Annotated in this window: 26 protein-coding genes; 13 read left to right on the top strand and 13 right to left on the bottom strand. The window is 74.7% G+C overall.

Translation table 11 applies throughout. From position 1 onward, the window contains the following. The first annotated feature begins 142 nt into the window (after nt 1-142). The 3 genes from cysK to LQK89_RS11995 are packed head-to-tail and all read left to right on the top strand — an operon-like array spanning nt 143 to nt 2,088. Complete coding sequence (cysK, locus tag LQK89_RS12005) at nt 143-1,081, top strand: cysteine synthase A (RefSeq protein ID WP_058742668.1); 939 nt, start codon at nt 143-145, stop codon at nt 1,079-1,081. Further along, nucleotides 1,078-1,662 (top strand): serine O-acetyltransferase EpsC, encoded by a 585-nt coding sequence (gene epsC, locus LQK89_RS12000; RefSeq protein ID WP_231049217.1) that lies wholly within the window; start codon nt 1,078-1,080, stop codon nt 1,660-1,662. Before cysK ends, epsC begins: the two co-directional genes overlap by 4 nt. A 36-nt stretch (nt 1,663-1,698) precedes the next feature. Next, nucleotides 1,699-2,088 carry an MmcQ/YjbR family DNA-binding protein gene (locus LQK89_RS11995; protein WP_231049216.1) on the top strand — a complete coding sequence of 130 codons (390 nt, stop codon included), beginning with the start codon at nt 1,699-1,701 and terminating at the stop codon, nt 2,086-2,088. Between the two features lie 41 nt (nt 2,089-2,129). On the opposite strand, the gene LQK89_RS11990 is transcribed toward LQK89_RS11995, so the two are convergent. Continuing rightward, a complete protein-coding gene (locus tag LQK89_RS11990; RefSeq protein WP_231049215.1) occupies nt 2,130-2,768 on the bottom strand; it encodes an MOSC domain-containing protein in 639 nt (212 codons plus the stop codon). 88 nt (nt 2,769-2,856) lie between these two features. Between LQK89_RS11990 and LQK89_RS11985 the strand changes: the two genes are divergently transcribed. The 4 genes from LQK89_RS11985 to LQK89_RS11970 are packed head-to-tail and all read left to right on the top strand — an operon-like array spanning nt 2,857 to nt 4,535. Then, complete coding sequence (locus LQK89_RS11985) at nt 2,857-3,033, top strand: hypothetical protein (protein WP_167510115.1); 177 nt, start codon at nt 2,857-2,859, stop codon at nt 3,031-3,033. A 16-nt stretch (nt 3,034-3,049) separates the two neighbouring features. After that, nucleotides 3,050-3,604, top strand: a complete 555-nt coding sequence (locus LQK89_RS11980) for an RNA polymerase sigma factor (protein ID WP_231049214.1) — start codon at nt 3,050-3,052, stop codon at nt 3,602-3,604. Then, nucleotides 3,595-4,230, top strand: coding sequence for an Asp23/Gls24 family envelope stress response protein (locus tag LQK89_RS11975; protein ID WP_141862374.1), 636 nt, complete (start codon nt 3,595-3,597; stop codon nt 4,228-4,230). Before LQK89_RS11980 ends, LQK89_RS11975 begins: the two co-directional genes overlap by 10 nt. Then, complete coding sequence (locus LQK89_RS11970) at nt 4,227-4,535, top strand: hypothetical protein (RefSeq protein ID WP_114849781.1); 309 nt, start codon at nt 4,227-4,229, stop codon at nt 4,533-4,535. Before LQK89_RS11975 ends, LQK89_RS11970 begins: the two co-directional genes overlap by 4 nt. A gap of 76 nt (nt 4,536-4,611) precedes the next feature. Here LQK89_RS11970 and LQK89_RS11965 read toward each other — a convergent pair whose 3' ends face one another. From LQK89_RS11965 to LQK89_RS11930, 8 genes are all read right to left on the bottom strand, one after another. Next, a complete protein-coding gene (locus tag LQK89_RS11965; RefSeq protein WP_231049213.1) occupies nt 4,612-5,760 on the bottom strand; it encodes a low temperature requirement protein A in 1,149 nt (382 codons plus the stop codon). A gap of 64 nt (nt 5,761-5,824) precedes the next feature. After that, nucleotides 5,825-6,697, bottom strand: a complete 873-nt coding sequence (locus LQK89_RS11960) for a phospholipase (protein ID WP_231049212.1) — start codon at nt 6,695-6,697, stop codon at nt 5,825-5,827. Nucleotides 6,698-6,994: 297 nt separating this feature from the next. Next, nucleotides 6,995-7,456, bottom strand: a complete 462-nt coding sequence (locus LQK89_RS18040; RefSeq protein ID WP_269145897.1) for a MarR family winged helix-turn-helix transcriptional regulator — start codon at nt 7,454-7,456, stop codon at nt 6,995-6,997. Between the two features lie 175 nt (nt 7,457-7,631). Beyond that, nucleotides 7,632-8,282, bottom strand: coding sequence for a GntR family transcriptional regulator (locus LQK89_RS11950; protein ID WP_114849778.1), 651 nt, complete (start codon nt 8,280-8,282; stop codon nt 7,632-7,634). A 108-nt stretch (nt 8,283-8,390) separates the two neighbouring features. Beyond that, nucleotides 8,391-8,822: a DUF1810 domain-containing protein gene (locus tag LQK89_RS11945; RefSeq protein ID WP_231049211.1), complete on the bottom strand. Its 432-nt coding sequence runs from the start codon at nt 8,820-8,822 to the stop codon at nt 8,391-8,393. Beyond that, complete coding sequence (locus LQK89_RS11940) at nt 8,819-9,619, bottom strand: YqjF family protein (protein ID WP_231049210.1); 801 nt, start codon at nt 9,617-9,619, stop codon at nt 8,819-8,821. The genes LQK89_RS11945 and LQK89_RS11940 overlap by 4 nt, the downstream gene beginning before the upstream one ends. Beyond that, nucleotides 9,616-10,014, bottom strand: coding sequence for a DoxX family protein (locus tag LQK89_RS11935; RefSeq protein WP_174777872.1), 399 nt, complete (start codon nt 10,012-10,014; stop codon nt 9,616-9,618). The genes LQK89_RS11940 and LQK89_RS11935 overlap by 4 nt, the downstream gene beginning before the upstream one ends. Nucleotides 10,015-10,110: 96 nt before the next feature. Then, nucleotides 10,111-11,526: a bifunctional phosphopantothenoylcysteine decarboxylase/phosphopantothenate synthase gene (locus tag LQK89_RS11930; protein ID WP_442874047.1), complete on the bottom strand. Its 1,416-nt coding sequence runs from the start codon at nt 11,524-11,526 to the stop codon at nt 10,111-10,113. 41 nt (nt 11,527-11,567) lie between these two features. Between LQK89_RS11930 and LQK89_RS11925 the strand changes: the two genes are divergently transcribed. Both LQK89_RS11925 and LQK89_RS11920 read left to right on the top strand, forming a co-directional pair. Next, nucleotides 11,568-12,356 carry an NRDE family protein gene (locus LQK89_RS11925; protein WP_231049209.1) on the top strand — a complete coding sequence of 263 codons (789 nt, stop codon included), beginning with the start codon at nt 11,568-11,570 and terminating at the stop codon, nt 12,354-12,356. Between the two features lie 226 nt (nt 12,357-12,582). Next, complete coding sequence (locus LQK89_RS11920) at nt 12,583-13,314, top strand: SGNH/GDSL hydrolase family protein (protein ID WP_231049208.1); 732 nt, start codon at nt 12,583-12,585, stop codon at nt 13,312-13,314. A gap of 104 nt (nt 13,315-13,418) precedes the next feature. Here LQK89_RS11920 and LQK89_RS11915 read toward each other — a convergent pair whose 3' ends face one another. After that, nucleotides 13,419-14,381 carry an SDR family oxidoreductase gene (locus LQK89_RS11915; protein WP_231049207.1) on the bottom strand — a complete coding sequence of 321 codons (963 nt, stop codon included), beginning with the start codon at nt 14,379-14,381 and terminating at the stop codon, nt 13,419-13,421. Between the two features lie 83 nt (nt 14,382-14,464). Between LQK89_RS11915 and LQK89_RS11910 the strand changes: the two genes are divergently transcribed. From LQK89_RS11910 to LQK89_RS11900, 3 genes are all read left to right on the top strand, one after another. Beyond that, nucleotides 14,465-15,574: an LLM class flavin-dependent oxidoreductase gene (locus tag LQK89_RS11910; RefSeq protein ID WP_114849773.1), complete on the top strand. Its 1,110-nt coding sequence runs from the start codon at nt 14,465-14,467 to the stop codon at nt 15,572-15,574. Between the two features lie 99 nt (nt 15,575-15,673). Continuing rightward, nucleotides 15,674-16,300 (top strand): hypothetical protein, encoded by a 627-nt coding sequence (locus tag LQK89_RS11905; RefSeq protein WP_058741406.1) that lies wholly within the window; start codon nt 15,674-15,676, stop codon nt 16,298-16,300. Between the two features lie 189 nt (nt 16,301-16,489). Beyond that, the gene (locus tag LQK89_RS11900) at nt 16,490-16,981 is read left to right on the top strand and encodes a pyridoxamine 5'-phosphate oxidase family protein (protein WP_231049206.1); all 492 of its coding nucleotides are present in this window, start codon (nt 16,490-16,492) and stop codon (nt 16,979-16,981) included. Between the two features lie 135 nt (nt 16,982-17,116). Here the strand turns inward: LQK89_RS11900 and LQK89_RS11895 are convergent, their stop codons facing one another. Beyond that, nucleotides 17,117-18,370 carry a hypothetical protein gene (locus tag LQK89_RS11895; protein WP_231049205.1) on the bottom strand — a complete coding sequence of 418 codons (1,254 nt, stop codon included), beginning with the start codon at nt 18,368-18,370 and terminating at the stop codon, nt 17,117-17,119. A gap of 232 nt (nt 18,371-18,602) precedes the next feature. Here LQK89_RS11895 and LQK89_RS11890 point away from each other — a divergent pair, with 232 nt between their 5' ends. Beyond that, nucleotides 18,603-18,992 carry a RidA family protein gene (locus LQK89_RS11890; protein WP_231049204.1) on the top strand — a complete coding sequence of 130 codons (390 nt, stop codon included), beginning with the start codon at nt 18,603-18,605 and terminating at the stop codon, nt 18,990-18,992. Nucleotides 18,993-19,037: 45 nt separating this feature from the next. Here the strand turns inward: LQK89_RS11890 and LQK89_RS11885 are convergent, their stop codons facing one another. Both LQK89_RS11885 and LQK89_RS11880 read right to left on the bottom strand, forming a co-directional pair. After that, nucleotides 19,038-20,621: an N-acyl-D-amino-acid deacylase family protein gene (locus LQK89_RS11885; protein ID WP_231049203.1), complete on the bottom strand. Its 1,584-nt coding sequence runs from the start codon at nt 20,619-20,621 to the stop codon at nt 19,038-19,040. Further along, nucleotides 20,618-21,259, bottom strand: coding sequence for a bifunctional 4-hydroxy-2-oxoglutarate aldolase/2-dehydro-3-deoxy-phosphogluconate aldolase (locus LQK89_RS11880; RefSeq protein WP_231049202.1), 642 nt, complete (start codon nt 21,257-21,259; stop codon nt 20,618-20,620). Before LQK89_RS11880 ends, LQK89_RS11885 begins: the two co-directional genes overlap by 4 nt. Nucleotides 21,260-21,314 lie beyond the last annotated feature (55 nt).

Here is a 21,314-nt window from a genome sequence, read left to right as displayed (position 1 = left end):
GGCGCGGCGCGCGCCCGGCGCGTCAGCGCGCGTCAGCGCACGTCACAGGACAGGGGAACGCCGGGTGCCGTCGCTAGGATCGCAGCGCACCACGCGCCTCCAGTGCAGGGGGTGCGCACCTGACCCGCAGAGGACGGACCGGATGAGCGGCACCATCTACGACAACATCTCGCAGGCGTTCGGGAACACCCCGCTCGTGCGACTGAACCGGCTGCCGCAGCCGGGCGGTGCCGAGGTCCTCGCGAAGCTCGAGTTCTACAACCCCGGGTCGAGCGTGAAGGACCGGCTGGGCGTCGCGATCATCGACGCGGCCGAGGAGTCCGGCGAGCTGCAGGCCGGCGGCACCATCGTCGAGGGGTCGTCCGGCAACACCGGCATCGCGCTCGCCCTGGTCGGAGCCGCCCGCGGGTACCGGGTCGTCATCACGATGCCCGAGACGATGAGCGTCGAGCGCCGCGCGCTGATCCGTGCGTTCGGTGCCGAGATCGTCCTCACCCCGGGACCGGAGGGCATGAAGGGTGCTGTCTCGCGTGCCGAGCAGATCGTCGCCGAGACGCCGGGAGCGATCCTCGCCCACCAGTTCGAGACCCCGGCGAACGCCGCGATCCACCGGAAGACCACGGCGGAGGAGATCCTCCGCGACACCGAGGGCCACGTCGACGTGTTCGTCGCGGGCGTCGGGACCGGCGGCACCATCACGGGCGTCGGCCAGGTCCTCAAGGAGCGCGTCCCCGGCGTGCAGATCGTCGCCGTCGAGCCGAAGGACTCCCCGCTCCTGACGGAGGGCAAGGCCGGGCCGCACAAGATCCAGGGCATCGGCGCGAACTTCGTCCCCGAGGTCCTCGACCGCTCCGTCATCGACGAGGTGTTCGACGTCGAACTCGACGACGCCCTGCGCGTGGCCCGGGCGCTCGGGACGGAGGAGGGCATCCTCGCGGGCATCTCCTCCGGCGCGATCATCCACGCGGCCGTGCAGATCGCCGCGCGCCCGGAGAACGCCGGCAAGCGGGTCGTCGCGATCGTGTGCGACACCGGAGAGCGCTACCTGTCGACGCCGCTGTTCGAGGGGCTCACTGCGTGACGCGTACCGCCCGACGCGGTGTGCTGCGGACGGTCCGCGAGGACCTGGCCGCAGCACGCCGCGGCGACCCCGCCGCCCGGGGTGACCTGGAGAACGCGGTGGTCTACTCCGGCCTGCACGCCGTCTGGACGTACCGGCTGACCCACCGGCTGTGGACCGCCGAGGACCTGCCCGGGTCGCGGTTCGCCGCGCGGGTGCTCGCCCAGCTGGCGCGGTCGGCGACCGGGATCGAGATCCACCCGGGTGCCCGCATCGGTCGACGGTTCTTCATCGACCACGGGATGGGCGTCGTGATCGGCGAGACGGCCGTGATCGGCGACGACGTCGTGGTGTTCCACGGCGTGACGCTCGGCGGCCGCGGGGGCGAGCACGGGCCGGGCGTCCGCCGGCACCCGGCGGTCGGGGACCGCGTCGTGCTCGGCGCCGGGTCGTCGCTGATCGGCGCGATCACGATCGGGTCGGACTCGGTGGTCGGCGCGAACACCGTCGTCACGAAGGACGTGCCGGCCGGGTCGGTCGTCACGGGCGTCGCCGGGACCGCGCGTCCCCGGTCCGGACACGAGGGCGTGCCCCCGCTCTGACGCGATGATCCGGGACCGGTGCGGCATGCTGGGGGCATGGACGGGGCGGCACTGCACGAGGTCACGGTCCGCACCGCGCTGGCGCTGCCCGCGGTCGGGGAGACCCAGCCCTTCGGCGAGGAGTCCGTGGTCTTCAAGGTCGTCGGGAAGATGTTCGTGCTCCTCACCGAGCTCCGCGGCGTCCCGATCGTCAACCTGAAGTGCGCACCCCCGCACGGCGCCGCGCTCGTCCGCGACCACGCCGAGGTGTCGCCCGGCTGGCACATGAGCAAGCGGCACTGGATCACCCTCGCGCCGGGCGACGGCATCGACGAGTCGATGGTCGAGGACCTCGTCGCGAACTCCTACGAACTCGTCGTCGCCGGGCTGCCGCGTGCGGCCCGCCCGCTCGACCCGGCACGCCGCGCCCGCCCCGAGGACGGCTGATCGCGGCGGCGCAGGCCCGATCGCGCGCCGCCCCCTCCGGCTCAGCGCACCCGACCCGGTGCCAGCACCTTCGACACGTCCCGCACGACCTTCGGCGCCAGGCGCTCGCCGGAGTCGAGCACCGCGCGGGCCTGTTCCGGGAGCAGCCCGGCCGAGATCTGCCCGATCGTCACGCCGTGCGCCGGTCGGTGCACGACGACCACCGGGTCCCCGGCCGCCACCGGCCCGGAGCGCACCACGCGGAGGTACGCGCCCGGACGGTTCTCGGCCGCGAACCGCTTCACCCACCCGTCGATGCGCATCCGACGGGCGAAGGTCCCGCAGGGCACCCGGGGGATCGTGACCTCGAGTTCGAGGGTGTCGCCGATCCGCCAGCGCTCACCCGTCACCGCCCCGGTGACGTCGACGCCGGTCGTCCGGAGGTTCTCGCCGAAGAGCCCGGGCGGGACGTCGCGTCCGAGCAGGTCGGCGAAGTACGCGGCGTCCTCGTCGGCGTAGGCGTACACGGCCTGGTCCTCGCCGCCGTGGTGCTTCCGGTCGGCCTGCACGTCGGCGTGCAGCCCGAGGGGCCGGACCCGGACGGGGCCGTCGACCGGACGCTTGTCGATGGCGGTGACGCCGATCGTCCCGGAGTCGCGGAGCAGCTGGTCGACGCGGCAGACGGCGGTGACGGAGGACATGTCCCCAGCCTGCCGTACGGATCGTGCCCGCGGTGTGACGATCCGGCGCTCCGACCCGTCACACCGGTGGAACACACAGGAGGACGACATGACCGGCACCGACACCCACCGCGGCACGCTGCGCAGCGGCGACACGCACCTGCTCGCCCAGGCCCGCGTCCGTGCGCTGGCCACCCGGCCGACCGGACCCTTCCGCGTGACGACCGCGGCGCCCGTCCCGGCACGCCCGGCGTCCCCGGCCCGCCCAGACTTCCCCCACCTGTGACCGGTAGAAGGAACCCGTGCCCCACCAGCCCCTCACGGACCTCGACGACGCCGTCCTCGCCGGCCGGTCCTCCGACGGTGACGTCCGGGCGTTCGAGGTCCTCATCCGGCGGTACACGCCGCTGCTCCGGGCCTACGCCAGACGCACCCTCGGTTCAACCGACGAGCTCGACGACGTCGTGCAGGAGACCTTCATCACGGCCTGGAGCCGTCTCGACGCGCTCGAGGACGGAGCCAAGGTCAAGTCCTGGCTCATGCGCATCCTCAGCCGGAAGTGCATCGACCGCATCAGGGCCCGTCGGGAGCACCTCGACGTCACCGAGCTCGAGGTCGCCGTACCCCGGGACGACGCCCCGGAACGGGTCGCCGAGGCGCGCTCCCGCGAAGAGGCCGCGGAGCGTGCGCTCGCCGAGCTCCCGGAGGCGCAGCGGCGGTGCTGGGTGATGAAGGAAGTGCTCGAGTACCGGTACGAGGACATCGCGGAGGAACTCGACCTGCCCGTGTCCACCGTCCGGGGCCTGCTGTCCCGGGCCCGGAAGAACATGATCCGTCTCATGGAGGCATGGCGATGACCCCGCACCCGGACGACCTCCGGCTCGACGCCCTCGAGCCGGACGACCTCGACGGCCACACGATCGACGAGCTCGCCGACTACCTCGACGACGGCATGCAGCCGGCGGACCCGACGATCGACGACTCCCCGGCCTGCCAGAACGCCCTCGCCGCGATCATCCGGCTGCGCCAGTCCTCGATGGGGTCGCTCGACGCAGCGGCCGCCGAGGAGCCGCCGGCGGACGAGTCCTGGATCGGCGGGGTCCTCGCGAACATCTCGCTCGAGGCTCGTGCCGGCCGCGACGTCCCCCTGATCCCCGAGGCCCCGACCGAACGCCCCGTGATGACCGAGGGCGCGATCCGCTCGCTGATCCGCAGCGCCGGCGACGTCGTCCCCGGCGTCGTGATCGCCCGGTGCTCGCTCGACGGCGACGTCACCACGCTCGGCGCCCCGGTCCGGGTGCTGGTCGAACTCGCCGTCCGCACCGGCGCGCCCATCCACGCCGCCGCCGAGCAGGTCCGCGAGGCCGTCGCCACGGTCCTCGCCGAGCAGACCGACCTGGTCGTCGACGCCGTCGACGTACACGTCCGCGACCTGCTGCCAGCCCTGCCGGCCGACGCCGACCACGAGGAGGACCGCGCATGACCTGGGACGACGAGACCGTCGCGGCCGTCGAGGCCGCTGTCCTCGCGGTGCCCGGCGTCGCCGAGCTCTACCGCGCGAAGCCCACGCTCGGGAGCGCGATCGCCTCGGCCCGCAGCCTCGCCTCGCGCACCGCCGTCGCCCGCGTCGTGCTCGACGACGACGTCCTGCGCGTGGTCATCGGGACCGACGGCTCCCGTCCCGCGCCCGCCACCGCCCGCGCCGCGCACGTCGCCGCCCTCGAGACCGCGACCGCCCACGGGGTCGCGCTGTCGCGCGTGGACGTCCGCATCGCACGCATCGGCTGACCGCCCGCGCGACCCGGCCACACGTCGGACTGGAGGCTCGTGGCGCGCCCGCCCCGTGCCTCCCGTCCGACGGTCGTCACCGCCCGCGGTCCGCGACCTCCAGGGCGACGACGGTCGCCGCGACGCACAGGGCCGTGAGCACGAGCGCGGCCGCCGGGACGGCGGTCGCGGCGAGGACGCCGAGGGCGAGCAGGACGACCGCGGCGTTGCCGCCGCGACCGAGGGACGGGCGCAGGGCGAGGGCCCAGATCGCCAGGACGAACAGCGCGACCGGGACCGTGACGGTCGCCGCGACCGTGGTGTGCGACAGGTCCGCGTCACCGGTGGCCGCTCCGACGGCGACCTCGATCCCGGCGGGCAGCGCGCCGGCGGCGGCGAAGACGACGTAGTGACCGTACCCGAACACGAGCGCGGTGCCGAGCGAGCGGATGTGGGCGTGCTGCTCGCGGGAGAAGTAGATCCACCAGAGCCCGGCGACGACGACGAGCCCGCAGCCGGCGAGCACGAGCAGGGGCCCGACGTGCTCGGCGTCGCGGAGGGCGTCGATCACCGCGCTCGCCGAGGCGACGAGCCCCTCGCCGAGGACGATCAGCGTGAAGAGCGAGTACCGCTCCGCGATGTGCCGGGTGTGCCACGGCGTCGTGCGGGTGCCCGACTCGGCGAACGGCGGCACGAGCACCTCGAGGAGCACGAGCACCGGGGCGACGAACGGGACTGCGGCGTGCGGGAGCAGGAGCATGCCGACCCAGAGCGCCTGCACGACGACGATCCCGCCGGCGTACCGGAGCGCGGTGCGCCGGTACGCCGGTGCCGACCCGGCGGCGCGGAGCCACTGCGCGACGAGCGCGAGCCGCATCACGACGTAGCCGGCGACCGCGGTCGTCCAGACGCCGTCGACCATGGCGTCCCGGACGCCAGCGGCCAGGACGAGCACGCCCGCCATCTGCACGAACGTCGTGACGCGGTACGCCCAGTCGTCGGTGTCGAAGGACGTCGCGAACCAGCTGAAGTTGATCCAGGCCCACCAGATGGCGAAGAACACGAGCGCGTAGGACAGCACCGCCGAGGTGATGTGCCCCTCGGCCTCGATCTCGTGCAGGTTCGACGCGGCGAACCCGACGGCGACGACGAAGACCAGGTCGAACAGCAGCTCGAGCGGGCTCGCGGCGCGGTGGTGCTGGTCGGGGTCACGGGGCGTCATCCGCCGGAGTCCGAGGGTCGTCACCCGGCCAGCCTGCACGACGCTCGGCCCCGGGTGGGAGACCCGGGGCCGAGCGTCGCGGGGGCGATCAGTAGAAGTTGTTCGCCTGCGAGTGGGCCCACGCTGCGCAGGGCGTGCCGTACGCGGAGCTGATGTACTGCAGGCCCCACTTCACCTGGGTGGTGGCGTTCGTGCGCCAGTCGGCGGCGATCGTCGCCATCTTCGAGCCGGGGAGCGCCTGCGGGATGCCGGTCGCGCCGCCGTTCGCGTTGACGGCCTGGTAGTTCCAGCCCGACTCCTTGGTCCACAGGCTGTCGAGGCACTGGAACTGCGCGGAGCCCCAGCCGTACTGGGACGACGCGAGCTGTGCTGCCGTGGCCTTGGCGCCGGCCGGGGTGTTCGCGGCGGCCTGGGCGCGGGCGGCCTCGGCGGCAGCTGCGGCCTGCTCGGCGGCGGCCTTGGCGGCTGCCGCGGCACGGGCCTGCTCGTCGGCGTCAGCCTTGTCCTGCGCGGCGCTGGCGTCGGCGACCTCGGTCGTGGCGTCCACCGTCGAGGCGATGTGCGACGTGATGGCGCCGCTCGACATGGACCGGTAGTCGGAGAGGGCCTGCACCTGCTGCTCGAGGGCCGCGGTGTCGGTCTTGTCGTTCGCGTCGGCCAGGACCGTCTGCGCCGTGACGATGGTCGCGGCCGCCTGTGCCTTGTCGAGCGACGCGCCGCGGAGGGCCGGTGCGGCACTGGCGCTCGCGCTCGGGGTGGCGATGCCGAACGCGTCGCCGATCGCGGGCTGCGTGCCGATGGTCGCGACGCCGCCGACGAGCGCGAGGGCCGCTGCGCCGCCGACGACGAGCGCGGTGCGGCTGCGGAGTGCCCGGCGGACCCGGCGGCTGCGGGTGTCGAGTGCCTGGCGGCGGGTGGTAGCGGTGGTCGTGGGGAGGGAGGGGGTGGTGCGTCCTGTCATCGGTTCCGGTGGTCGGCCGGCTGCTGGTGCGGTCCGCGACGGCTGGGGGTGGGCGCACGGGGTGTGGGGGAGTGCGCCCGCGACCATCGGGTGGTCGGTGCCGGGGTCCGCGAGCCGGGGGAGGACCGGACGGTGGTGTGGGGCCCGTCCGTCCGCCGCTGGGCGACCGGGGCGGCCGCCTGCTCGGGCGAAGCCGTCACGATGACGTGTCTCCCTGGACACCCCGTCCAGGAAGACTGGCAGAACGGTCCGTCCACCGTTGTGTAACGGTTCGGTAACGGCCCGCTCGGAGCCGGCTCAGTGGCCGGAGGTGTGCACTTCCTGGGAGCGGTCGCCCTGGGCCACGCGCTCGAGGGCGTCGAGTGCGCCGGCGATGGCCTGGACGTCAGCGGTGGGCAGGTCGGCGATGAGCTCGGCGACGATCCCGGTGCGATCGGAGCGGGCGCGTTCGACGGCGTCGACGCCCGCCGGGGTGATGCTCACCATGAAGGCGCGACCGTCGCTCGGGTCGGCCTCGCGCTCGATCAGGCCGCGCTGTTCGAGCTCGGTCAGGATGCGGGTCATCGTCGGCTTCGTGACGACCTCGATCCGCGACAGGTCGCCGGGGCGCAGGGGTCCCTCGCGTTGCACGGTGGCCAGGGCGGAGACGATCCCGTAGCCGAGCGAGGCGGCGTCCGAGCGGGCTCGGCGGTTGATCCGACCGACGGCGGCGGCCAGGCGCGCGGCGATCTCGGTGCGGTCCGGCGTGCGGTCGGTCATGCTGCGCTCTCGGTCGACGGGTCGGGCGGGGCTGCTCGGTCGGAGCGATGCTACCGGGGTCCGCAGGCGTGTGACCGCGAGCCACCCGTGCGCGTCCGTCGCGGCGCTCCGGACGCAGGACGCCCGCCCCGCGACGGCAGGACGGGCGTGTTCCTGTGCGGACGTACAGGTGGATTCAGGACTTCTCGCCCGGCAGCAGGTGGATGGCCTCGGTCGCGAGCTCGGCGGCGATGTTGTCGCCGGACTCGGTGGCGGCCCGGAGGCGTCGGAAGTCCTCGGTCATCCGGTCCCAGTCGATCAGCTCGTCCAGGTTCGGCAGGCGGAGCCGGAAGGCCAGGCCGTCCATCGTGTCGCGGCAGACGCGCTGCAGGTCGGGGTTGCCGCACGCGTCGACGTACAGGCCGAACACGTCGAGGGCGTCCCGGTTGACCGATGCGACGTCGTGGGACTCCAGCTCGGCGATCGTGCGGTCGAGCTGCGCCACGATCCGGCGCCGGGCCGCCGCCGTGAGCCGCGGGACCGCGAGCCGGACGACACCGCCGAACAGCACGCCGAGGGTCTGCATCGCCTCGACCACCTCGTCCGGCTTCGGGGTCGTGACCCGGGTGTACCGGTTCGGGGCCATCTCGATCAGGCCGGCGCGGGTGAGCTGGCTCAGGGCTTCGCGGATGGGGGTGCGGGAGACGCCGAGCCACGCGATGAGTTCGTCGTCGTTGAGCCGCTCACCGGGCTCGAGCGTGCCGTCCATGATCGCGGCGTGGATCTTGAGGCGGACGGTGTCACGGAGGAGCTGGTGTTCCGTGGGGGCGGTGCGGGGGACCGGCATGCGGTGTCCTCGGTTCTCGGGAAGGACGGATCGGGCTCGTGCCGCACGGGCACGTCGTCCACGGTACCTGATGTACCACCGGACGACGGCCGGACGCGGCGGCTCCGGTCAGTCGTCCTCGAGCAACCGCACCGTGAGCGGGTCCTCGGTCCCGTGGAACCAGCGGTCGAGGACGGCGCGGAACGGGGTCGGGTCGTCGGCCGCGCGGGCGAACAGGGTCGCCGACGAACGGGTCTTCATCGCGTCGACTCCGCCGAACAGGGCGTCGGCGCTCCGGGCGGGTGCTGCTGCGGCCACCGCGGCGGCCTCGACGATCCGCGGGCCGAGCACCGGGTGCGCGAGGTACGCGCGGGCCTCGGCGAGTCCCGCGATCCCGTACCGCTGCGCGGTCGCACTCCGGCCGAGGCCGACGAGCTGCGGGAACACGAACCACATCCAGTGCGAGCGCTTCGCACCGGCCCGGAGCTCGGCGAGCGCCTGCTCGTGCACCCCCTCCTGCGCCCGCACGAAGCGCTCGAGGTCGAACCGGTCGTCGCTCACCGGACCACGTCCCCCCACGCGTAGCGGACCGTCGTGCCGTCCACGACGAGGAGCGAGTCCGGCGCACGGTCGAACAGCCCGGGGAGGCCGACCGCGGCCGGCAGGTCCCCGTCGAGCCGCTCGAGCCGGGCGGACCGGATCGCCAACGGCGGGTGCTGCCGCTGCCAGAAGAGCGTCTGCGCGAGGTGCCGGGCGTGGATGCCGGCGCGCGTGGTGAGCTCGGCGGCCAGCGGGTCCTGCACCGCCTCACCGGCCACGACGCGGACGGTGGCGTCGAGGCGGGGGCGGGGCGTGCCTCCCGGCCGTCCGCCACCCGCGGTCCGGAGCTGCCGCACCCACCGGACCGGGTGCCGGGCGCGCGAGGGGTGCCGGACCGAGTGGTGCGCGATCGTGTCGCCCCGCCGTCGGGCCCTGGCGTGCGCGAACGTGTACGGCACGCCGAGCAGGGCGTGGGCGGCGACGATCGCCGGGACGTTCGCGGTGTCGACCGTGCGGTAGGCGACCCCGCGGCGGCCGTGGTCGTCGACGGTCAGGACCTCGATCGTGACCTCGGTCATCGAGCCGAGCCGACCGGAGGGCGGGAACGGCGGCACGCTCGTCTCGCGGAAGACGTACGCGGTCAGCCCCACCCAGGCGCTGCCGTCGACGACGTCCGGGCGGGTGCCCCGCGGGACGAGCCCGGCGAGCTCGTCGGGGTCGCGGCGCCAGTGGGCGAAGACGATGTCCTCCCAGGCGTGCACCGTCACCGGCCGGTGCAGCAGGGGCACCGCCGCGCGAGCACGCGGGGTGTCCGTCACCGGCGCGTGGCGTGCCGACCGACGCGGGCCGCCCACGCGACGAGGGGTGCCTGCAGGGGGAGCCGCAGGACCGAGACGAGCCGCACGGCGCGGGACGCCCGCGGGCTGTCGAGGGCGTCGCGTGCCATGGTGACGTTCGCGGGGAAGACCGCGAGGAACAGGGCTGCTGCTGCCCAGCCGGCCGAGCGGCGGGTGGCCGGGACGGCGAGTCCGACGGCCACGGCGAGTTCGGCGAGGCCGGAGCCCAGGGTCGTCAGGCGGGGCGGCAGGCCGTCCGGGACGATCCGGTCGTAGGTGCGCGGGCGGAGGAAGTGGGTCACGCCGGCGCCGGCCAGCAGGACGGCCAGGGCGCGGGCGGTCCGGTCGGCGCGCCGGGTGCGTTCACGTCGTCGCATGCGTCCATCGTGCTCGCCCGGGCCTGCGTGTGCACGGGACGTGCGGTCGGCCGCGGCGTGCGGCCGGCGTCGCTTGCGGAGTGCGGCCTGCGTCGGTCAGGTGAGGGCGGTCGCCACGAGGTCGAGCACCGCCGCCGCCACCTCGGCCTTCGTCCCCGAGGTCTCCCGCACCACGTGGCCGCCCGGGACGAGCACCTCGATGGCGTTCTCCTCGCGCTCGAAGCCCGACGACCACCCGACGTGGTTCACGACGAGCAGGTCCGCGGGCTTCCTGGCGATCTTCGCGCGGCCCAGGGCGAGCCGGGCCTCGCGGTCGGGCTCGGTCTCGGCCGCGAACCCGACGATGATCTGGCCGGTCCGCCGCGCGGCCACCAGATCGGCCAACACGTCCGGGTTCCGCACCAGCTCGAGCGTCAACCGGTCGCCCTGGTCGTCCTTCTTGAGCTTCGCCTCGCGGACCTCGGCCGGCCGGTAGTCCGCCACCGCGGCCGTCATCACGACGACGTCCGCCTCGGCCGCCGCCGCGTGCACGGCGTCGGCGAGCTCCTGCGCGGAGCCGACCGACACCACCGTCGCGTCCAGTCCGGCGGTGAGCCCGCCGTCCACGTTCGCGGCGACGAGGGTCACGACGGCGCCGCGGCGGGCCGCGTCCGCTGCGATCACGACGCCCTGGCGGCCGCTCGACCGGTTCCCGACGAAGCGGACGGGGTCGAAGGGCTCGCGCGTGCCGCCGGCGCTCACGACCACGCGGACGCCGGCGAGGTCGCCCTGCTCGCCGCGGGCGCCGGGACCGGCCTGGAGGCTCGCCCCACGCCCGGCGGGCCGGCTCGCGTCGGTCGTGTGGCCGGGCTCGGTGCTGGTTCCGGTCCTGCTCCCGGTTCCGTTGCTGGCTCCGGTTCCGGTCCCGCTCCCGGTTCCGTTGCTGGCTCCGGTTCCGGTGCTGGTTCCGCTCCCGGTTCCGGGCTCGGCGACGACCGCGAGCGCCGCGCGGACGATCTCGTCGGGCTCCGCCATCCGGCCGATGCCGGCGTCGTCGCCCGTGAGGGCCCCGACGACCGGTCCGACCAGGTGCACGCCGCGACCCTCGAGGGTCCGGACGTTCGCCACGGTCGCCGGGTGCTCCCACATCTGCGGGTGCATCGCGGGGGCGAGGACCACGGGGGCCTCGGTCGCGAGCAGGGTCGTGCCGAGCAGGTCCCCGGCGAGCCCGGCGGCCATCCGGGCGATCGAGTCCGCCGTGGCCGGTGCGACGACGACGAGGTCCGCGCGCCGGCCGAGGGCCACGTGGCGCACCTCGGACACGTCGTCCCACACGCTCGTGGTCACAGGGTTGCGGCTCAGGGCCTCGAGGGTGGGCAGGCCGACGAAGCGGAGCGCGCCCTCGGTCGGGACGACGTGCACGTCGTGCCCGCGCTTGACGAGGTCCCGCACGACCCCAACGGCCTTGTAGGCGGCGATCCCGCCCGTGATCCCGACGACGACGGTCAGACGGCGAGCTGCTGCAGCATCCACGCCGGTCACGCTACCCGGACGGTCGTGCGAGGATCGACCCCATGTGCACCGTCGTCGTCCGCGTCGACCCCGCGGGCGAGTGGCCCGTCACCGTGCTCGCCCTGCGGGACGAGTCCCCCGACCGGCCGTGGGACCCGCCGGCCGCGTGGTGGCCGGAGCGCGACCCCTCGGTACGCGGCGTGCGCGACCGATCGGCCGGAGGCGCGTGGCTCGCGGCGTCCGACACCGCCGGGCTCGCGGTCGTGCTCAACCGTGCGGAGCCCGTGCCGAGCACCGACGGCACGTGGACGACCCGGGGCGTCGTCCCGCTCGACGCCGTCGACGGGGTGCTGCCCGGCGCCGACGGGCAGCTGCCGACCACCCGGGCGTTCAACCTCGTCCGTGCCACGGCCGACGGGGTCACGGTGTCGACCTGGAACGGCGAGGCGGTCCGGACGACCGACCTCGGCCCCGGCGTGCACATGGTCACCCACGGAGCACCGGACGACCCCGCCGCGCCCCGGATCGGCCGGTGGCTCGACGCCTTCCGCGCCGCACCCGCACCCACCGCGCCGCCGGTGCTCGGCCCGTTCGACGAACTCCGCACCGCCGACGCCGGGACGGACGCCGGCGACGGGTGGAGCGGGTGGTTCGGGCTCCTCGCCGAGTCGGCCGCGCTGCCGTCGGACGACCCGGACGCGATCCTCCGCGACGCCGTCGAGCCGGACGGGCACGTCGCGACGCTGTCCATCGTGGCCGCTGCCGTCGGGCGGGACCGGACCGTGCTGCAGCACGCGCGGCTCGAGCGGCCGGGGCGGCTCGACGGCTCGGTGGAGCTGCACCGCGCCTGACCCGGGGCGGCCTGCCCCGCGCGTTCCTGCCCATCGCGCTTGCCATGGGAAGCCGATCCGCGCGTGGGGTGTCGGAAGGGGCGGTCTCCCATGCGCGGAACGGCCTTCGACGCGCGGAACGGCATCCCACGCGCGGAACGGGCACCCGGCGAGAGCGCGAACCCTGTGGGGACCGGCAGCGACCGGGGCGGTCCCGCCGCCCGGGGACGGCGTACGGTCACGGCTCGTGACCCGATCCGCACGCCCCGCTCCCGCACGACGCCGCACGGTGCTCGTCGCGCTGACCGCGGTGGTCGCCGCGGGCCTCCTCGCCGGGTGCACGGAGAGCACCTCGGCGGCAGCCCCGGCCACCCCGCACCCGAGTGCGACCACCCGGGCGTGGGACCACGCGCCGGGGGAGCGCATCGTCGTGATCGGCGACTCGATCACCGCCGGGCACGGCCTGACGCCGGAGCAGGCGTGGCCGTCGCTCCTCGCCCGGACCGAGCGGTGGCAGCTGACGAACTTCTCGTGCGACGGCGCCGGGGTCGTGGCCGAGGGCGACGCCGATGAGTGCGCGAGTGCCTACCCGACCCTCGTCCGACGTGCCGTGGACGAGCGGCCGCAGGTCGTGTTCATCCAGGCGAGCTCGAACGACCTCGGCGAGGACGACGCCGTCGTGAAGAGCCAGACCGACCAGCTCGTGGCCGAGGTGCACCGGCTGCTGCCCGCCGCCCGGGTCGTCGGGCTCAGCGCGATCTGGAACGAGCAGGCCCCGCCGGCGCAGCTCGCGAAGATCTCGCACGCGATGCACCGGGCCGCCCGGAAGGACGGCGGGACCTACGTCGACATCGGCGATCCCCTCCGCGGGCACGCCGACTGGATGCAGTCCGACGACGTGCACCCGACGGCGCGCGGGCAGCGGGCGATCGAGGCCTCGGTCATCGAGTCGTTCGCCCGCGACCGCCTGCGGTTCTGACGCCGGCGGGACGCAAGCGGCACCGCGCCTCCAGGCCGGCGACCCGACCACCCGCCGGACCGACGACCGGCCGCTCGACCAGCCGCCGGACCGGCGGCCCGGGGTCAGGCGGGCGCCTGCGTCCCGGTGAGGTCCTCGGCGACCGCCCACAGGGACCGCGCCAGGTCCGCGCTCCGCGCGCTCCGCGGCACGGTGACCGTCGTGGTCGGACCGGTCAGGCCCGCCGGTCCGTTCGGCCCGTAGTAGGCCCCGCCCACCGCTGCCGGTCCGACCGCGGCGTACAGCAGCGGCTCGGCGCCCTGCTCGACGGCCTGCGTGAACGGCAGCGCACGGTCGCTCGACCGCACCGGCCGGGAGCGCCCGAGCGACCGTCCCGCGGACTGCAGGTTCGTGCGCGTGTAGCCCGGGTGGGCGGCGGTGCTCACGAGCGACCAGTCGCGCTCGACCGTCAGGCGGTGCAGGTGCAGCGCGAGGAGCAGGTCGGCGAGCTTCGACTGGGCGTAGGCGCGCCACGGGTTGTAGCCGCGGTGCCACTGCAGGTCGTCGAAGCGGATGCGGCCGGGGATCGCGGCGAGGCTCGACATCGTCGCGACGCGGGGGACACCGCCGCCGGCGTCGCTCGCACCGCCTGCGCCTGCGCCTGCACCTGCGCCGCCGCCCGCGCGCAGCAAGGTCGGCAGGAGCAGGTTCGTGAGCGCGAACGGGCCGAGGAAGTTCGTGCCGAACTGCAGCTCGAACCCGTCCGACGTCTCGAAGCGCTCGGGCGGCGCCATCACCCCGGCGTTGTTGACGAGCACGTCGAGGGGCCGCTCGTCCGCGGCGATCCCGTCCGCGAAACGGCGGACGCTGGACAGGTCCGCCAGGTCGAGCTCGCGCACCTCGAGGTCGGCCGCGGGGTGCTCGCGGCGGATGTCGGCTGCTGCGTCCTCGCCCTTCGCGGGGGTCCGCACCGCCAGGACGACACTGGCGCCGGCGGCGGCCAGGCGCTTCGCGGTCTCCTTGCCGGTGCCGCTGTTCGCACCGGTCACGACGATGCGGCGGCCGGTCTGGTCGGGGATGTTCGGCATGCGCGGGACGGTACCCGCGGGGTCTGGCCGACGACCGAGCGCTGTGCTATATTCATGCAAACGCATCGATCAGGAGGCGCGCCATGAGCAACGCATTCGGAACCGACCGTCCCTCGGACGTCCCGCCGCCCGCACCCGAGCGCATCGGCCCGGTGCAGCTCGGCCTCGACACCTTCGGCGACGTCACCGAGCGGCTCGACGGGACCGTCCGGAGCCAGGCGCAGAGCCTCCGCGAGGTCGTGGACGAGGCCGTCCTCGCCGACCAGGTCGGCATCGACTTCATCGGCGTCGGGGAGCACCACCGCGAGGACTACGCGGTCAGCGCCCCCGAGGTCGTCCTCGCCGCGATCGCCGCGCGCACCGAGCGCATCCGCATGGGCAGCGCCGTGACCGTGCTGTCGAGCGACGACCCGGTGCGCGTCTACGAGCGCTTCGCCACCGTCGACGCGATCTCGGACGGTCGCGCCGAGGTAATCCTGGGCCGCGGCTCGTTCACCGAGTCGTTCCCGCTGTTCGGCTACGAGCTGAGCGACTACGAGGTCCTCTTCGAGGAGAAGCTCCAGCTCTGGAACGCCCTGCGCGGCGGCGACAAGGTCACCTGGAGCGGCACGAAGCGTGCGCCCCTGACCGACCAGGACGTCTTCCCGAAGCTCGAGCACGGTCCGATCCCGACGTGGATCGGCGTCGGTGGCTCCCCGCAGTCCGTCATCCGTGCGGCCTCGTACGGGCTGCCGCTGTTCCTCGCGATCATCGGCGGGCAGCCCGCACAGTTCGCACCGTTCTCCCGCCTGTACCGCCAGGCGCTCACGCAGCTCGAGCTCCCGCAGCAGCCGATCGCGATGCACTCGCCCGGGTTCGTCGCCGCGACCGACGAGGAGGCCGCCGAGCGCTACTGGCCGTACCACAAGGCCGTCACCGACCGCCTCGGTCGGGAGCGCGGCTGGCCGCCCCTCGACCTCGCGCAGTACCAGGCAGGGCTGTCCGCCGGCGGGTCGCTGTACGTCGGGTCGCCCGAGACGGTCGCGCGCAAGATCGCGCGGAACATGCGGATCCTCGGCGTCTCGCGTTTCGACATGCGGTACGCGACGGGTCGCCTGCCGCACGAGGACATGATGCGGTCCATCGAGCTCTACGGCACGCGGGTCGCCCCGCGGGTGCGCGAGCTCCTGGCGGAGCCCGTCCCGGTCCCGTAGGCACGCGGTCGCCGGCTGCGGACCGCGGCTGCGCCGGCCTGGAGGCACGGGGCACGTCCGTCACGTCGGCTCACGGTCGGCGCGGGTACGGTCGGCGCCATGCTGCGACCGAACGGGACCACCGAACGACGCTTCCGCGGCCGGATCCTCGGCGCCGGGACGACCTCCGGCGTGCGGATCGTGGTCGGCATGTGGGACCGCTCGCCGTTCGGGTCGTTCACGGACGTGTTCCTCGAGCTCGCCGACGGGTCGAGCGTGCTGCTCGCGCCGGACGAGATCGTCGCCGCGTACGTGTCCGGCACCTACCGGTTCGACACCGTCTCGGTCGTCGACGTCCGTGCCCGGCGGACGGCGCGCGGCCTCGAGCTCGACGCCGGACCGCTGCAGGCGACCATCGACGTCGGCGGGATCTCACCGCTCGGACGGGTCCTGCGCATCGTGCCGAAGCCGATCGCCCGCGACCCCCGGTGGCTCGCCCTGATCGACCCCGTCGCACGGCTCGTCTCGCCGGGGTCCGGCACGGCCGGCTCGGCGGGCAACGGCCGTCGCGAGTACTACGGCGTGACCGGGGCCCACGACGTGACCGCGGTGTCGGGGACCTGGGCGGGGGAGCCGCTCGGGACGCTCGCCCCGCTCGACCCGCCCGTGGCGTTCGGCTTCGCGTCCATGCCCCGCGTGCCGCAGGTCGTCGACGTCGAGACGACCATCCGCGAACCCGCCGTCTGAGCGTCGGCGCTGCCGCCGGTCGCGGTGGTGCGCGCCCGGGGACGCGAGTGTGCGGCGGGTGCTGCCACGTGCCTCCAGGCCGGGTCGGACGCGTCCAGCGTCGAGGGGCAGACTGGTCGGAACGGAACGCGCCCGGCACTGCCCGGCCGGACGTCGAGCACAACGGGGCGCACGACGAACAGGAGCATCATGACCGACACGCAGGCAGACCAGCGCGCCGCCATCTCGGACATCGTCCACGGAGCACGCACCGCCCTGCTCACGACCGTCAGTGACGACGGTCAGCTGCACGCACGGCCCCTCGCCGTGCAGGACAAGGCGTTCAACGGGACGCTGCGGTTCCTCGTGCAGGACGGCAGCGAGAAGGTGACCGACATCGCCCGCAACCCGCACGTCAACGTGGCGATCGAGTCGCAGGGCGGGTACCTCTCGATCGCCGGACGCGCCACGGTGACCCGCGACGTGAGCGTCATCGACGAGCTGTGGTCGCCCTTCGCCGAGGCCTGGTTCCCGGAGGGACGGCAGGACCCCACGATCCGGCTGCTCACCGTCGAGGGGGACTCGGTCGAGTACTGGACGCAGGACACCGGACCCGTGGGGAGCCTCGTGCAGACGCTGAAGGCCGCGCTCGGCAAGCAGAGCCAGCCGGACACGGGTGACCACGGGACGGTCGAACTCTAGGCAGGCGGGCGGGCTGGCGGGCTCGCGGAACGCAAACTGGGCGGTTCCTCGCAGCGGAATGTCACTGCGAGGAACCGCCCACGTTGCGTTTCGCGGTCGGGGTGGCCCGGCCCGGCCCGGCCCGACCGGCCCGGGTCAGGGCGGGCCGAGCAACCACAGCACGGCGACGAGCACCGGCTGCCCGAGGAGCGCGCAGCTCACGAAGGTCCACCGCATCCAGGGGCGCGCGACGAGCTCCGGCGAGCCGAACAACGGCGCGAGCGGCATGAGCAACCGGGGCGTCGAGGCCATCGGCAACGACACCGCGAAGATGTACAGCGCGTACGCCGCCGAGTACAGCACCGTCGTCTGCCCGAGCTTCCGGGTCGAGCGACGCAGGAGCCACACGGGGTACGCCACGAGCAGGAACACGACGATGAACACCCCGCCGACGCCGATCCAGCGCAGGGCGATGAGGAACCACGGCGTCATCGGCACGAAGTCGACCCGCCCGATGAAGTTCACCCACCAGGACATCTCGGTCTCGAGGTACGCGTCCGGCCGACCGGTCACGTGCGACGCGATCACGGGCCACGCGACCCCGGCTGCGGCCGTCACGGCCCCCGCTGCGACGACCCGGACCCGCTCCGCGACGGGGAACGCGTCGAGCGACCGCACCCCGGTGCCGGCGGCGGCCCGACGTGCGCGGATCCACCGCACCAGGGCGACGACCCCGAGCACGAGCGGGATCGCCAACGCCCCCGGCCGGGTGAACGCCGCGACGACCCCGAGCAGCGCGAGCAGCCCGTACCGCCGGCGCTCGAGCGCGAGCAGCGCCCCGAAGGTCAGCGCGAGGAACGTGCTCTCGGCGTAGCCGACCTGCAGCAGGAACGACAGCGGCCCGCACGTGAAGAAGAAGACGGCCCACATCCCGGCGGCGTGCCCGGCGTGGTCGGCGACGAGCCGGTGCAGCAGGAACGCAGCGACGAGCCCGGCGAGCAGGGCCACGAGCGGTGCCCCGACCTCGAACGGCAGCCCCGTCGAGGCGGTCAGCGCCCGGATCGCGAACGGGAACGCGGGCAGGAACGCCCACGAGTTCTGCGCGACGTGCCCACCGGCGTCGAGCGGCAGCGTCGTCGGGTACCCGTGCACCGAGATCTGCTCGTAGTACTGCCCGTCCCACGCGGTCAGGAACGCCAGGAACCCGTGCCCGTTGCCCCACACCGCGTTGTCCGGCATCGCCCGCCCCATCAACGGGTAGGCGAGCGCGAGCCAGAACGTGGAGACGACCCGGCCACCGGTCCACACGAGCAGGACCGCGGCCCAGGCGGGCAGCGCGGTGGCGAGGTCGACGAGACGACGTCGGCCGTTCGCGAGGGTGCCGGCGACGACGCCGTCGTACCGGCTCACCGGCCCGCTCCGCGATGTCCGGGCATCAGGGTGGGCACGTCCCGAGGGTAGCCGTCCGTTCCTGGACCCCTGCGTGCCACGCGCACGTCACGCGGGTGGTCGGTCGCCGGGCACGGCCGGGAGGCACGCCCCGCGTTGTGCGCACCGGAACGGCTCCGCCCCGTGGCCGGTCCCGGCGACGTCGGCACCCCTACCCTGGTGGCGACCCGCTGGACCGAACCGAGGAGGCCCCGTGCCGAAGACCGCCATCGTGACCGACAACGCCCCGGAGCCCGCCGGCCCGTACAGCCAGGGCATCGTCGCGAACGGCTTCCTGTACACCGCGGGCTTCGGCCCGCAGGACCCCGCCACCGGGGCGATGGCCGACGACGTCGCCGGGCAGACCGCGCAGGTGCTGGCGAACGTGGCCGCGGTCCTCGCCGAGCACGGCGCGACCCTGGACGACGTCGTGAAGTCCACCGTGCACCTCGAGCACTCGGACCGGGACTTCCCGGCCTTCAACGAGGAGTACGCGAAGCACTTCTCGGAGCCGTACCCGGTGCGGACCACCGTGCAGTCGCACCTCGCCGGGATCCTCGTCGAGATCGACGTCGTCGCCGTGCTGCCCGACCGCCAGGACTGAGCAGGTCCTCACCCACCATCCCCGGCGGCGGTCCGTTCCCCGCGCTCAGCGTGCGCGACGGAGCCCGACGCCGGGGGTCGCGTGCGTCGTGCGACCGGCGGCGAGCACCGGGACCCCGGCGACGAGGACGTCGTCGATGCCCTCGGCCCGCAGCGTCGGCGCCGCGTAGGTCGCCCGGGACGTGACCCGCTCGGGGTCGACCACGACGAGGTCCGCGACCGCGCCGGCGCGGACCACGCCGCGGTCGCCGAGCCCGTGCAGCCCGACCGCCGTCGTCGCGAGGTGCCGCTGCGCCTCGTCCCACGTGAGCAGCCCGGGCCGGGCGAAGTCGCCGAGGTACCGCGCGAACGTGCCGGCCGCGCGCGGGTGCGGGTGGGTGCCGACGTGGATGCCGTCCGACCCGGCCGTGTGCCCCGGGTGGCGGAAGAGCGGCGCGAGCTGCTCGGGCGTGCGGGGCTCCGGGACCCGCATCACCACGGTCACCTGCAGCGCGGAGGCGAGCAGCACGTCGAGCGCCAGGTCGACCGGGGCCGTCCCGGTGTCCGCTGCGGCCTGCGCGAGCGTCCGGCCCTGCAGTCCGTGGTGCGCGGCGGACGGCACGTGCGACAGCGTCACCTGCCCCGCCCACCCGGGGCCGAGGTCGGCGCGACCCGTCACCCGCTCGAGTGCGGCGGCCCGCACCCGCTCGCGGCCCTCGGGGTCGGCGACCGCGCGGGCGAGGTCCTCGCTGCCGGGACGGGCGAGGGCCGACGGCAGGAGCAGCATCGACAGGATCGTGCAGCCGCGCGAGTACGGGTAGGCGTCGAACGACAACGGCACGCCCGCGGCCGCCAGGTCGTCGAGCGCCCCGAGGACCGTCGGCACCGGCCCGTGCAGGTGCGACACGTGCGCCCGGACGCCGGAGGCCCGGACGATCGCGGCGACCTCGTCGAGCCCGGTCCGGACGTTCGCCTCGTACCCACCGCGCATGTGGGTCACGTAGAGCCCGTCCACCGCCGCGACTTCGGCGCACAGCGCGGCGAGCTCGTCGGCGTCGGCGGAGACCCCCGGCACGTAGTCGAGCCCGCTCGCGAGCCCGACCGCCCCCTCCGCGAGCCCGGTGCGCACGAGCGCCCGCATCCGTGCGGTCTCGTCGGGGGTCGCCGGGCGGTCCTCGTCGCCGATCACCTCGTGCCGGACCGTCCCGGCCGGCACGAGCGTCGCCACGTTCACGGGGGTGGTGCCGTCGTACGTCGACAGCAGCGCCGCCGTCCCGCCGCCCCGGTACCGCGGGTGCGGGCCGTCGATCGCCGCGAAGTACCGGTCCGCCCACGTCCCGTCGCCCGGTGCCGGGCCGACGCCGTCCTGGCCCGTGACGATCGTCGTGACGCCCTGGCGCAGCAGGGTCTCCTGGACGTCCTCGTCGAAGACGCGTGAACCGGCGTGGGAGTGCGCGTCGACGAAGCCGGGCAGGACAAGGCGCTCGCCGCAGTCCACCGTGACGGCGTCCGACGGTGGGCGCACCGCCGGCCCGACGGACGCGATCCGGCCGTCCCGGACGAGCACGTCCGCGCGGGCCGGGCCGTCCGGACCGACCACGGCGCCACCGCGGAGGAGCACCGGGGAAGCGCCCTGGGGTGCCGCGGTCACCGTGTCGTCTCCGCGACGAGCCGGGTCGCGCGCTCCCGCAGCGACGCCAGGTCGCCGGTGACGAGCGCGTCGCCGACGAGCGGGGACCCGAGCCCGACGGCGACCGCACCCGCCGCCAGGTATTCGCGGACGTCGTCGATGCCGATGCCGCCCGTCGGGACGACGTCGACGAAGTCGAGCGGGGCGAGCACCTGGCGCAGGAACGCCGGGCCGCCGAGCTGCGCCGCGGGGAAGACCTTCACCGCACGGGCGCCGAGCTGCCACGCGCGGACGATCTCGCTCGGCGTCGCGGCGCCCGGGTACCAGCCGAGTCCGAGTGCGTGGGCCCTCTCGCCGATCGCGGGGTCGGTGTGCGGGCTGACCGCGAAGGTCGCGCCGAGGGCGGCCGCCTCGTCGACCTGTCCGGGCTCCATCACGGTGCCGACGCCGACCGCGACGCCGCTGCCGTGGCGCTCGACGGTCCGGGCGATGCCCTCGCGCCAGCCCGGGGTGTTCGTCGTCAGCTCGACCGCGCGGACCCCGGCCTCGACGAGGGTCGTGACGACGGCCTCGACGTGCTCGCCCGTCCCGCCGCGGAGGATCGCGACGGCGGGACCCGCGGCGTGCCGGTGGCGGGGGTGCGGGGCGGTGTCGGTCATGCGGGCTCCTGGTGGTCGCGGCTCGTGGTCTGCGGTGCGGTGCGGTGCGGTCGTG

Source organism: Curtobacterium sp. C1, from assembly GCF_021049325.1.
Taxonomy (GTDB): Bacteria; Actinomycetota; Actinomycetes; order Actinomycetales; family Microbacteriaceae; genus Curtobacterium; species Curtobacterium citreum.
The sequence above is the reverse complement of the archived record's forward strand: the minus strand, read 5'-3'. Positions and strand labels throughout refer to the sequence as shown.